Source organism: Bacillus testis, assembly GCF_001243895.1.
GTDB lineage: Bacteria > Bacillota > Bacilli > Bacillales > DSM-1321 > Bacillus_AD > Bacillus_AD testis.
Map to the genome: position 1 here is coordinate 3,874,914 of NZ_LN851186.1, position 12,336 is coordinate 3,887,249.

At 42.4% G+C, this 12,336-nt stretch carries 11 protein-coding genes; 1 reads left to right on the forward strand and 10 read right to left on the reverse strand.

Features of this window, described 5'->3' with window-relative positions; genetic code table 11:
- Positions 1-66: 66 nt before the first annotated feature.
- From rpmE to BN1765_RS19125, 6 genes are all read right to left on the reverse strand, one after another.
- Positions 67-279, reverse strand: a complete 213-nt coding sequence (gene rpmE, locus BN1765_RS19100; protein WP_050616613.1) for a 50S ribosomal protein L31 — start codon at positions 277-279, stop codon at positions 67-69.
- A gap of 186 nt (positions 280-465) precedes the next feature.
- Positions 466-1,749, reverse strand: a complete 1,284-nt coding sequence (gene rho, locus BN1765_RS19105; protein WP_050616614.1) for a transcription termination factor Rho — start codon at positions 1,747-1,749, stop codon at positions 466-468.
- 427 nt (positions 1,750-2,176) lie between these two features.
- Positions 2,177-3,142 carry a class II fructose-bisphosphatase gene (gene glpX, locus BN1765_RS19110; protein WP_050616615.1) on the reverse strand — a complete coding sequence of 322 codons (966 nt, stop codon included), beginning with the start codon at positions 3,140-3,142 and terminating at the stop codon, positions 2,177-2,179.
- Positions 3,143-3,297: 155 nt separating this feature from the next.
- The gene (locus tag BN1765_RS19115) at positions 3,298-4,584 is read right to left on the reverse strand and encodes a UDP-N-acetylglucosamine 1-carboxyvinyltransferase (RefSeq protein ID WP_050616616.1); all 1,287 of its coding nucleotides are present in this window, start codon (positions 4,582-4,584) and stop codon (positions 3,298-3,300) included.
- 444 nt (positions 4,585-5,028) lie between these two features.
- Positions 5,029-5,886 carry a class II fructose-bisphosphate aldolase gene (locus BN1765_RS19120; protein ID WP_050616617.1) on the reverse strand — a complete coding sequence of 286 codons (858 nt, stop codon included), beginning with the start codon at positions 5,884-5,886 and terminating at the stop codon, positions 5,029-5,031.
- A 260-nt stretch (positions 5,887-6,146) separates the two neighbouring features.
- The gene (locus BN1765_RS19125) at positions 6,147-6,518 is read right to left on the reverse strand and encodes a response regulator (protein ID WP_050616618.1); all 372 of its coding nucleotides are present in this window, start codon (positions 6,516-6,518) and stop codon (positions 6,147-6,149) included.
- A 226-nt stretch (positions 6,519-6,744) separates the two neighbouring features.
- Here BN1765_RS19125 and BN1765_RS19130 point away from each other — a divergent pair, with 226 nt between their 5' ends.
- The gene (locus tag BN1765_RS19130; RefSeq protein ID WP_050616619.1) at positions 6,745-7,263 is read left to right on the forward strand and encodes a DUF2529 domain-containing protein; all 519 of its coding nucleotides are present in this window, start codon (positions 6,745-6,747) and stop codon (positions 7,261-7,263) included.
- A gap of 223 nt (positions 7,264-7,486) precedes the next feature.
- Here BN1765_RS19130 and BN1765_RS19135 read toward each other — a convergent pair whose 3' ends face one another.
- From BN1765_RS19135 to BN1765_RS19150, 4 genes are all read right to left on the reverse strand, one after another.
- On the reverse strand, positions 7,487-9,055 hold the full coding sequence (locus BN1765_RS19135; RefSeq protein ID WP_050614516.1) for an IS1182 family transposase: 1,569 nt from the start codon (positions 9,053-9,055) through the stop codon (positions 7,487-7,489).
- Positions 9,056-9,224: 169 nt separating this feature from the next.
- Positions 9,225-10,829, reverse strand: coding sequence for a CTP synthase (locus BN1765_RS19140; RefSeq protein WP_050616846.1), 1,605 nt, complete (start codon positions 10,827-10,829; stop codon positions 9,225-9,227).
- A gap of 348 nt (positions 10,830-11,177) precedes the next feature.
- On the reverse strand, positions 11,178-11,702 hold the full coding sequence (rpoE, locus tag BN1765_RS19145; protein ID WP_390621185.1) for a DNA-directed RNA polymerase subunit delta: 525 nt from the start codon (positions 11,700-11,702) through the stop codon (positions 11,178-11,180).
- A 112-nt stretch (positions 11,703-11,814) separates the two neighbouring features.
- Positions 11,815-12,003, reverse strand: coding sequence for a hypothetical protein (locus tag BN1765_RS19150; protein ID WP_050616620.1), 189 nt, complete (start codon positions 12,001-12,003; stop codon positions 11,815-11,817).
- Positions 12,004-12,336: the final 333 nt, after the last annotated feature.

Genomic DNA, 12,336 nt, shown 5'->3' on the forward strand with positions numbered 1-12,336 from the left:
TTCCGGCAAATTCAGAAAAAAAACAGGCAAGAAGAGAACTTGCCTGTCTTTAAACCAATAATCGGATTATTGTTGTTTTGTTTTGATACCATATTTTTTGTTGAAGCGGTCAACACGTCCACCAGCTTCAGCAAATTTTTGACGGCCAGTATAGAATGGGTGACATTCAGAGCACGTTTCAACGCGCACCTCGTCTTTTACTGAACCAGTTTCAAATTCATTACCGCAAGCACATTTAACTGTGACTTTTTTGTAATTAGGATGAATTCCTGCTTTCATTCTTTTCAGCTCCTTCCGCCCTGACTCATTTCCTGAACCAGAGTTATGTTGAAGGTGAAAGGTCTTTCCACCCTCTTGTTGCCCTATATGAAAGGTCAACAATAATCTCATTATAACAAGTCCACAGGGCAAATGCAACTAAACGATATACTCTTCAATCCCTATTTTTTACCTGTTGCCAAAACTTTATTCACTTTTCGTGCGCCGCGATGCCGCAGATTTCATTTCAACCTCAAGCATATCGAAAAACTCTTCGTTGCTCTTCGTTTGGCGCAGTTTGCGAAGGAATTTTTCCGTAAAATCAGGCGTATCGGACATCGTTTTCCGGATTGCCCATAATTTGTCCAAGTGATCTTTTGGAATAAGCAATTCTTCTTTCCGTGTTCCGGAACGGCGGATATCGATGGCCGGGAAGATTCGTCTTTCGGCCAGAGAGCGGTCCAAATGCAATTCCATATTGCCTGTCCCTTTGAATTCTTCATAAATCACATCGTCCATGCGGGAACCCGTGTCGATCAAGGCAGTGGCCAGAATCGTTAAGCTGCCGCCTTCTTCAATATTCCGCGCAGCCCCGAAAAATCGTTTTGGACGGTGGAAAGCTGCCGGGTCAATACCACCGGAAAGCGTACGTCCGCTTGGCGGAATATATAAATTATAGGCCCTTGCCAGACGGGTGATGCTATCCATTAGAATGATGACATCCCGCTTATGTTCAACAAGCCGCATTGCTCTTTCAATGACCAGCTCCGTGACTTTAATATGGTTCTCAGGCAATTCATCAAATGTGGAGCTGACTACGTCGCCGGCAACAGAGCGCTCGATGTCTGTCACTTCCTCCGGGCGTTCATCGATCAGGAGGACAATCAATTCCGCTTCCGGATGATTGGTTGTAATAGCGTTGGCGATCTCTTTGATCAGCATGGTTTTACCCGCTTTCGGAGGCGCAACAATCAGTCCGCGCTGTCCAAACCCGACCGGAGCGAGGATATCCATTATGCGGGTAGAAAGATTTCTTTGGGTTGTTTCTAATTTAATTTGCCGATTAGGGTACAGTGGCGTCAATCCTGGGAAATGGACCCTTTCTTTGGCCGTCTCTGGATCGTCTCCATTGACTGCCTCTACATGAAGAAGGCCATAATAGCGCTCGTTTTCTTTCGGGGGTCTAACCTTGCCGGATACCTTGTCCCCGTTTCGCAAATCAAAACGGCGGATTTGCGAAGCAGATATGTAGATATCTTCGGAACTAGGCGAGTAATTGATTGGGCGCAAGAAACCGAACCCTTCGGAAGGAATGATCTCCAATACTCCTTCCATGAAAAGAAAGCCATCCTGTTCAGCACGGGCTTTCAAAATAGCGAAAATCAATTCTTTTTTGGTTAATTTACTGTAATAGGACACTCTGAATTCTTTTGCTAACTCATAAAGCTCTTTCAGCTTCATGTGTTCCAGATGGGAAATAGTTAAATTCATACGTACACCACACTTTTTATTAATAGCAATCATAAATTGGCATTTCATACACATTTAGCTACAACTTAATAAAGGAAATGAATATAATAGCTTTTTTTAATGAAGAATTAAATGAAGGAAATCGCCAATAAAATTGAAGATTAGAAGGATTATTTTGTAGATACGGGCCTAAGAATGACCTGCCGCATATCTGTATTCTACTTCTTGCATAGAACAAGTTCAATTAGAACCCATTTCCATTGAAATAGAGTAAGCTTATTCATTACTTATACCACACATATTCAACTTCGTCTATTTTACTTAAAAATATTCAAAAAATATATTTTTTTGTGACATATAATTCTCTAAAATTCGCTATAGCGCCGAACAAAATAAAAATGGGCAGCAGCCGCTGCCCATTCCCCGCCTATGAAGAGCTTATAGCCCACTATGCCTTCATCACCAGGTTCGGCTTTTTCTTCAGGCTATGCCGGCCGTCCACAAAACGGACAGTGCCCGACTTTGCACGCATAACGATTGATTGTGTTTCTCCGTAGTTAGCCTTGTATTGGACGCCGCGCAGCAATTCGCCGTCCGTGACGCCTGTAGCGGCAAAAATGGCGTCGTCGCCTTTCACCAAATCATCCATTAGCAGGATTTTATTGGTATCCAGCCCCATACGTTTACAGCGTTCCGATTCGCCGTCGTTCTGCGGAAGCAATTTTCCTTGAAGCTCCCCTCCCAGGCACTTCAATGCGACAGCCGCGATGACGCCCTCAGGGGCACCGCCTGAGCCGAGCAATATATCGACGCCGGTTTGGTCGAATGCTGTGTTGATGGCGCCAGCAACATCTCCATCATTAATCAGCTTAATTCTGACGCCGGCTTCTCTTAGTGTATGAATGATTTCATCATGGCGCGGACGGTTCAAAATAGTGGCCACAATGTCTTCAATATCTTTATTTTTCGCCCGGGCAACCGCACGGATATTATCCATGACCGGCGCCTCGATATCGATTTTCCCCACCGCTTCCGGCCCAACAGCGATTTTATCCATATACATATCAGGTGCATGAAGTAGATTGCCGTGGTCTGCAACCGCCAGGACTGCAAGCGCGTTCCATCCTCCTGAAGCAACGATATTCGTTCCTTCGAGTGGATCGACAGCTACATCAACGCGCGGCCCATAGCCGGTTCCCAGTTTTTCATCGATATATAACATTGGCGCTTCATCCATTTCCCCTTCGCCAATGACAACTGTCCCTTTCATCGGAATTGTATCAAACACATTTCTCATAGCTGTTGTAGCTGCATCATCGGCCTCTGCTTTTTTTCCTCTACCCATCCAACGGGCAGAAGCTAATGCAGCTGCTTCCGTGACACGAACAAGTTCCATCGATAAACTTCTCTCCACTTGTCTTTCCCCTCCAACGAATCATTTAGTATATCACAATTACAGATATATAATAACACATTCAGGGAAAATATGCAGATAAAGCTATTTTTATCCTATTCCAACTGTTGTTCATGCATATCATTCGAAAAAATCGGCGAAAAGGCTGTTCCAATTTATGAACTTTTTAACTGTTCCAGTTCTTCTTCCGTCATTTCTTCCCGCCAAATGGTGGCTCCCAATCCGCTCAGCTTGTCCTCTAAATGGCTGTAGCCGCGGTCAATATGGTCCACGCCAGTGATTTCTGTTATTCCTTCTGCCATCAGGCCTGCTATGACCAAAGCTGCCCCGGCCCGCAAGTCGCTTGCTTTCACTTTTGCTCCTTGGAGCTGAACAGGGCCTGTAATGATTGCAGACCGCCCTTCCACCTTTATATTGGCGTTCATGCGGCGCAGTTCATCGATATGCTTGAAGCGTGCCCCGTATATCGTATCCGTGACAACGCTTGAACCAGTCGCTTTTGTTAAAAACGCCGTGAATGGCTGTTGAAGGTCTGTGGCAAAACCGGGATATACCAATGTCTTGATATCCACAGCTTTCAATCGATCACCAGGCGACACAAAAATTTGGTCATCCCTTGTCTCAACGTTGACGCCCATTTCCCGCAGCTTGGCAATCAACGATTCTAAATGCTGGGGAATGACATTATCAATAAGCACGCCTTCGCCAACAGCAGCCGCCATTATAATGAATGTTCCAGCTTCTATTCTGTCAGGAATAATCGTGTGGCGGCAGCCGCTTAGTTTTTCCACACCGTCAATCCGGATCACGTCCGTTCCGGCCCCTTTAATTTTGGCTCCCATATTCGTCAATAAGGTGGCCACATCAATAATTTCCGGTTCTTTGGCCGCATTCTCGATGATCGTTTGCCCTTTAGCCCTTACCGCGGCCAGCATAATATTGATGGTTGCCCCTACGGATACGACATCCAAATAAATGCGCGCTCCCCGCAGCTCATCAGCGCGGAGATAGATGGCTCCTTGTTCATTCGTCACGTGGGCGCCGAGTGCTTCAAATCCTTTAATATGCTGGTCGATTGGTCTCGGGCCAAGATAGCAGCCTCCAGGAAGCCCGATAACGGCTTTCTTGAAGCGTCCAAGCATAGCTCCCATCAGATAATAAGAGGCGCGGAGTCTTTTCACTTTGCCATTGGGCAGTGGCATCGAAACCATACTGCGCGGGTCAATCGTCATTTCTCCGTCGGTGAATTGCACATCCCCGCCTATTTCCTCCAATAATCCTTTCAGCAGTCCAACATCAGATATATCAGGCAGTCCCTCAATCGTAACAGGTGAATCGGCCAGTATAGTGGCTGGAATCAAGGCCACCGCACTGTTTTTCGCCCCGCTCACCCGAATTGTTCCTTTTAAAGGATATCCGCCGGCAATTTTAAGTTTATCCATAATTTGCTCCCTTCTACATCAAGCAGTTCCATGGGCTCACAGATCACTATTCCATTATATACCAACACAAATTCAAATACTCTGCCATTCTACATAAAACATAGTGTACTCAAAAAGCAAAATATCATGTAAAAAATAGAAAAAAAGGAGTCATAGGTTTCTTTCTATTACCTATGACCAATTGATATACCATTTATTGTAACAAACTTCTAGTAGCTTTGTAACGTTTCTTACTTAAACAAAAAAGAACTCTCCCAATCATTTTAAAAAGAAAGAACTTTTTTTACAAGAACAATGATTATACCCAATATGGAGGATTCATGTGGTGGAATGTACAGGGGAAGTTACTGAAAGACTGATTCGCAACATAAGCTTCAGAACTAAAATGGTTGCGATCATAAAAAAAGACCGGATGCATCGATTGCATTCCGGCCTTTTAGATCATTACGCTTTGTTGTTTGAACCGAATTCACGGATTTTGCCAACAACAGTTGCTTTAATAGCTTCGCGTCCTGGTCCGATGAATTTACGTGGATCGTAAACTTCTTTATCGTTGTCAAGGACTTCGCGGACTTTCTTAGCAAAAGCGATTTGGTTTTCAGTGTTAACGTTGATTTTTGAAGTTCCAAGAGAAATGGATTTTTTGATATCTGCTTCTGGGATACCAGTTCCGCCGTGAAGAACCAAAGGCATGTTTGTAAGATCTTTGATTTCTTCCATTTCTTTGAATCCTAGGTTTGGTTCACCTTTGTAAGGACCGTGTACAGATCCTAGAGCTGGAGCTAGGCAGTCAATGCCAGTTGCTTCAACAAGGTGTTTACATTCGTTAGGGTCAGCATAGATTACGCCGTCAGCGATTACGTCGTCTTCTTGTCCACCTACTGTTCCAAGTTCTGCTTCAACAGAAACACCTTTTGCATGAGCGTAATCAACAACTTTTTTAGTTGTTTCTACGTTTTCTTCAAATGGGTGGTGTGATGCGTCGATCATGACAGAAGTGAAGCCAGCGTCGATCGCTTCTTTACATTTGTCGAATGAAGAACCATGATCCAAGTGGATAGCCACAGGAACAGTGATTTTCATATCTTCTAATAAACCTTTAACCATCATTACTACTGTTTTGAAGCCGCCCATGTGACGTGCAGCACCTTCAGAAACACCTAGGATGACAGGAGATTTTTCTTCTTCAGCAGCTGCAAGGATTCCTTGTGTCCATTCAAGGTTGTTGATGTTGAATTGACCAACTGCATATTTTTCTTTTAATGCTTTGTTTAGCATTTCAGTCATTGAAACTAAAGGCATTTTATTTCCTCCTTATGTTATAGCTGTTCACACTGCTTTTTTCGCAGAGTTCCCTATTTAGAATACTTCCCAAAAGGGTATGTAAACTATACGAAAAAATAGGCGAACAGTAAACAATTTAAAATCCATTGTTAAGCATACCAATTGTTCTGTCATTTCTCAACATGTTGGCAGGAATGGGTAAAAATTGTTATTATTTTATCTCAAATGTTTGTCCATTAATAGAATATTTAAATTTGTATTCCCTTTCACTTTGCCTTTTAAACCTTTTTAAGAGGAAGATACTTCTTCACGGCGCTCCGGATATCGTCAATATCGAACGGCTTGGCAAAGTGCGTGATGGCACCTAGGTCTTTTGCCTTCTGGATCATATCAAGCTCCCCGTAAGCAGTCATGATGATCACCGCTATTCCCTGGTCTTTCGCTTTCATCCGCTTGAGGATTTCGATGCCATCCATTCCAGGTATTTTCATATCAAGAAGGACGAGATCCGGCGAATATTTCTCTGCAATATCAAGTGCTTGGACGCCATTTGCTGCTTGGAATGTTTCATATCCCTCTTTTTGCAACACCTCATTCAATAAAATCCTAATTCCGAATTGATCGTCTACAATGAGTATTTTTCCAGCCATTTTACCACTCCTTGATTTTTATATAGTGAAATATCGATCGGGAGGATTTTTCATCCTTCGCCGACCATTAGTTGACCAATCGAGTCCATACTGGCACTTGGCTCCCGCTTGCACTTCTTCATCTTTACTATCCAACGTTTCTGCATCCTTTTCACTAGCTTTGATTCGCTAATGTTGCCGGAATCCGATATAATTCACATAGTTCTTGTGATAAAGGAGTTTTACTATGCTTAAGATTTTTTCTACACAGCTAAGCGGCGTGTTCAAAGCGATTAATGATGATGAGTTTGCCTTCGAGGATGCAGCGCGCCTATTGGCTCAAGCTGCTGTCGGTGATGGAACCATTTATATAGCCGGGTTTGCTGAAATGAAAGGGTTGATTCCGCAAGCAACAGAAGGCACCGATGCCCTTCCAAGTTGCAAGCCTTTCAATCAGCTGGATGGAGTCACGACTGCCGATCGCGTCCTGCTAGCGGTCCGCCACCACAACGACCCAGAAGCAATCAAGTTGGCAAAAGACCTATATGACAGACAGATTCCATTCGTCGCCATGAGCACCGTCGTAAACGATGAAAACGGCATTCAGGATTGGTGCGATGTGCACCTCGATCTACGTGTAAAAAGAGGGCTTGTCCCTGCTGACAATGGCGGGCGCATCGGCTTCCCGGCGCTAATGGCCGCACTGTATGCCTATCATGGCATACACTTCACATTGACAGAATTGCTAGAGGAGTATCAGGATTGATAGCAACATCTTCCATATAAGAAAATAATACCATTCTTTCTGGCACACTCCCACATTTTTATCGATGAAGGCTGTGATTAATGGATGGCCAGCCTTTTTCAGCTGAATAGAGGCAATAAAAAAGAGGCTGGGACAGAACTAGCTTCAATAATGAAAAAAGTAATGAAAAAAGTGAAATTGAGTGCGCTCAATTTCACTTTTTTCTATTCTTCTCTAATCATCCTTACCTGTTAGCCGTGAATTTCCTTAAATTCACGGCCATTAATGCAAGGCCCATTTCATTTTCAACTTTCGATTTTCCTCGAACTGAAAATCGATTGAAATGCAAATTAGCCTTCAAGAATCCAAAAACTGGTTCCACATCTATTTTTCTTTTACGATAAATGGAACTCGTTTCTTCTTCTGAAAGCTTCGCTCTTACGTATTCTTTTTGTTGTTCCCATTTTTCATTCACCATTACTTTTCGATGGTTTCCTTCTTTTGCTTTTGTACATGAGGAACGCAATGGGCATCCTGAACAGTTTTCACACTCATAAATCTTAAATTCACGTGTGAAGCCTTCTTTATCTGTTCGTACTGAATAATTTTTAAAGACAAGTTGTTGTTGGTTGGGACACGTGTATACATCCTTTTCTTTGTCATACTGCCAATTCGCTGTATTGAATGGGTTTTGTTTATATTTCTTCTTTTGCTCTTTCACGTACATTCCATAGGTAATTAACGCTTCTCGTTTACGATTTGAAAGGATATCATCATAATTCTGTTCACTTCCATATCCTGCATCTGCGACGATGTGCTTTGGCAACTCAAAATAATGTTGTTCAATTTGGTCTAAGAACGGGATTAATGTACGGGTATCAGTTGGATTCGAAAAGAGGCTGTAGGCAAGCGCGTATTGTCCTTCTGTTGCCACTTGTACATTATAACCGGCTTTCAATTGACCATTTTTCATATAATCATCTTTCATACGCATAAAGGTCGCGTCGGGATCTGTCTTTGAATAACTATTTCGTGTGCCGAATATTTCAAAGTCTTTTTGATATCTCTGTTTTCGTTGGATATGGTCCATTAATTGTTTTCGTGCTTGTTTTGGGAATTTCCGTTCACTTCTCAACGCTTTTCGCTCGGCTCCATTCGTTGATGCCTCTATTTTTTGATCGTACTCAGAAATCACTTCATCTACTTTTTCAACGATTTGAGTGAGCTCTTCCAACGTTAACTCTTCTTCACTTTCCTGTACAATTTGAGGCATGATTTCATTTTTAAGCAGCTCTTTATATAGATGATTTGATTTTTCGATTAATCCCTGATGATACTTCTCGATGGATTTCTTCCAAACAAACGTAAACTTATTCGCATTCGCTTCAATCTTCGTTCCATCAATAAAGATGGCTTCTTGATCAATGATTTTTTCTTGGACGAGCTGGCAACGGAATTGAACGAAACATTGGCGGATTAATTCTTTTACTTCAGGTTGAACACGGAAACGGTTGATGGTGCGGTAGCTTGGTTCATATCCTTGCGCCAGCCACATCATACGAATACTGTCCTTTAAAAGGGCTTCTATTTTCCGACCTGAAAAGACAGATTGTGTATAGGCACATAGGATAATTTTCAACATCATGCGTGGATGATAGGCAGGACAACCCTCATTCCGCAGAAATGGTTCAAACGCTTCATGAGGAATACTTTCAACTAAGTGGTGTACATGGAAGGCGATATCATTCTTTTGTAATCTGACTTCTAAATCTAAAGGCAAAATTAATTGATTCATGTTATAATCTTTAAACATAAGGACACTTCTTTCTGTTTGGTTTTGTGTGGTAACTTAATTTTAACAGAGAATGTCCTTATTTTATTTTGAAAAAAATCAAAGCCGGTGAAATTTTACTCATTGTAAAATTTCACCGGCTTTTTCATTTTAGAGGAGGGTTCTGTCCCAGCCTCTTTTCGTTGCCTTATTATTGATTTTTGCTTTTCAAAGTGGCTTCGATAAAGTCGCGGAATAATGGCTGCGGTCTTGTTGGTCTTGAAGTGAATTCCGGATGGAACTGGGAAGCCACGAACCAAGGATGGTCTTGTATTTCGACGATTTCGACCAATCTGCCGTCCACGCTTGTACCGGAGAAGACAAACCCTTTATCTTCCATTTCTTGACGATAGTGGTTATTGAACTCATAACGGTGGCGATGGCGTTCGTATACCACTTCATCTTTGTATGCATCCATTGCTTTTGTGCCTTCAGCCAACTTACATGGATATAGGCCAAGACGCAATGTTCCGCCAAGATCCTCGATATCCTTCTGTTCCGGAAGAAGGTCGATGATTGGATAAGGTGTATTCGGATCCAATTCTGATGAATGGGCGCCTTCCAAGCCCAAGACATTGCGCGCGAATTCGATGGAGGCCAATTGCATGCCTAGACAGATACCGAAGAATGGCTTCTTGTTTTCACGCGCATATTTAATGGCAGCTATTTTTCCTTCCACGCCGCGGTCGCCGAATCCGCCAGGAACAAGGATGCCGTCTGCTTGGCCCAGTAATTCTGCCACATTGTCATCATTTACTTCTTCTGAGTTTACCCAATCGATTTCAATATCCGCATCGAATGCATAGCCTGCATGCTTCAACGCTTCTGCCACTGAAATGTATGCATCCTGTAATTCCACATACTTCCCAACCAGGGCAATGCGTGTCTTCTTGGATAGGTTAAGCACTTTCTCGACAAGTTCTTTCCATTCGTCCATATTCGCTTCTTTGCATGAAAGCTGAAGATGGTCGCATACGATTTGATCCAATTTTTGTTCTTGAAGAGCCAATGGCACAGAGTATAAAGTGTCTGCATCTTGGCATTCAATAACCGCTTTAGGGTCAATATCGCAGAATAAAGCAATCTTATCCTTCATATCTTGGGAAATCGGCATTTCCGTACGCACTACAATAACATTTGGCTGAATGCCTAGACTTCTCAATTCTTTTACGCTGTGCTGTGTAGGCTTTGTTTTCATTTCGCCGGCAGCTTTAATATACGGCACTAGTGTGCAGTGCAAGTACAACACATTTTCGATGCCGATATCGCTCTTGATTTGGCGGATTGCTTCCAAGAATGGCAAAGATTCTATATCCCCAACCGTTCCGCCGATTTCAGTGATGACCACATCGGCATTCGTTTCATTCCCTGCACGGAAGACGCGCTCCTTGATTTCGTTGGTGATGTGAGGAATAACTTGGACAGTGCCGCCCAGATAGTCGCCGCGTCTTTCTTTACGCAGAACGGTAGAGTACACTCTTCCGGAAGTAACGTTGCTGTACTTGCTTAAGTTGATATCGATGAAACGCTCATAATGCCCTAAATCTAAATCTGTTTCTGCGCCGTCATCTGTTACAAATACTTCTCCGTGTTGGTATGGGCTCATTGTGCCCGGATCTAGATTGATGTAAGGATCGAATTTTTGGATGGTTACATTCAATCCTCTGTTTTTCAGCAATCTTCCCAAAGAAGCAGCTGTAATTCCTTTACCTAGTGAAGAGACAACTCCGCCCGTTACAAAAATATACTTAGTCAATGGTTCATTTCCCCCTTGGAATAAAATATCGTACATTCAGTATTACGCAGACTCCCTCCTGCCGGCATGCATAGGGAGGCATCAGGAGCGCGAGCAGTCTGCAGAAAAGCCAAAATGGACATAAAAATAAAAATGAAAGGGAGCTTTCCAACTCTCTTTCCTTTAACTACCTGATGGAATAATTAAAGTTTCCCCATAACCTAAAACATTGCAAAAGCTTCATGAAAAAACAAAAACGCTCCTCTTACAAAAGGTAAGGGAGCGGTATAATGTGTATACAATAAGCGTGTCCTTTTTAAAGGAGCCCAAAAATGATTCTACAAATTTCTACTTAAAAAGTCAAGCTGTTTAGATTTCTTCTTCCTCTTCGTCTTCTTCGTCGCTATCAAGCTCGAAGTCGTCTTCAACAAGATCCTCGTCCAAATCATCTTCGTCTTCTTCATCGTCGATTCCCAGAAGATCCTCGTCATCGTCTTCGTCAACTTCCAAATCGTCGTTTTCGAAGTCATCCAAATCTAAATCGTCTTCCAGATCATCGAACTCTTCATCAGCTTTCTTTGCTTTTTTCTTCTTCGGTTTGACCGGGTTTACCATTTCATCTTCCACTTGATCGATCGGGTACCAGTCTTTCAATCCCCACATTTGCTCGCCAGGGATGCTGAAACGGCCGTCAACATTCAAGTCTGTATAGAATTGCGGCAGCTTTTGCTGCAATTGTTCTTGGGTCAAATCTTGCAGTTTAGCGATTTCCTTTATGAGATCCTGAAAAGAAATAGCTTGTTTTCTTTCGCCTAGGATCGCGTGTGTAAGTTCAATTAAAGACATTTCTTTAAGGTCTTCTTTAGACATTTGATTCAAATTCAAAATGTGCACGTCCTTTCTCTATCAAAAAGCATGGTGGTCATACTTTATCAATCCTGCCATAAACAAATACGCATATACATACCATTATAAACAATTCATTTGGGTTTATGCTAGTTCTAACTTATCCTTTACGGCGTTTTTTACCACTTAAAGGCTTCTTTTCCTTCCGATGTTCCCGGTAAGCCAAATAGAAAAAAAAGAACGAGATCGTAAAGAAGCTGACTGCGCCGAATTGTTTATCATATAAAAACAAAGAAGCAACTATGAAAGCAGCAAACAACAAGATATATACAAATGTCTTTAGCCTCATGATTCCAGCTCCATTATATCGTTTAGAAAATCATTTTAACCTTATTATTCAGGATTTATAAAGTTTTTTTGTAAAAATATTGTTTTTTTGCACTTCCATAGCTCTGTATCCATGTAAAAGGAGAAAAAAGAAGCTGATGCATATATCAGCTTCCACAGTGTTGAAAAACAATCTTTTCAATGAACAAAATAGAAAAACTGCTTCAATATCTCCTTTTAAAAAAGTATAAAAAGAAGCGCCAAGGTGCAAGCGACGATTGATATCCGCTTCAGGATGCTCGCTTTCCGCGGGGCGGGCGGTGAGCCTCCTCGGCGCAAATCGCCTGTGGGGTCT

What these genes read in the sequence shown, in the direction of transcription:
- BN1765_RS19125 (WP_050616618.1), bottom strand. Translation starts at nt 6,518, where the DNA reads ATGGCTGGAAAAATACTCATTGTAGACGATCAATTCGGAATTAGGATT.
- rpmE (WP_050616613.1), bottom strand. Translation starts at nt 279, where the DNA reads ATGAAAGCAGGAATTCATCCTAATTACAAAAAAGTCACAGTTAAATGT.
- BN1765_RS19120 (WP_050616617.1), bottom strand. Translation starts at nt 5,886, where the DNA reads ATGCCTTTAGTTTCAATGACTGAAATGCTAAACAAAGCATTAAAAGAA.
- BN1765_RS19150 (WP_050616620.1), bottom strand. Translation starts at nt 12,003, where the DNA reads ATGAGGCTAAAGACATTTGTATATATCTTGTTGTTTGCTGCTTTCATA.
- BN1765_RS19115 (WP_050616616.1), bottom strand. Translation starts at nt 4,584, where the DNA reads ATGGATAAACTTAAAATTGCCGGCGGATATCCTTTAAAAGGAACAATT.
- BN1765_RS19135 (WP_050614516.1), bottom strand. Translation starts at nt 9,055, where the DNA reads ATGTTTAAAGATTATAACATGAATCAATTAATTTTGCCTTTAGATTTA.
- BN1765_RS19130 (WP_050616619.1), top strand. Translation starts at nt 6,745, where the DNA reads ATGCTTAAGATTTTTTCTACACAGCTAAGCGGCGTGTTCAAAGCGATT.
- rho (WP_050616614.1), bottom strand. Translation starts at nt 1,749, where the DNA reads ATGAATTTAACTATTTCCCATCTGGAACACATGAAGCTGAAAGAGCTT.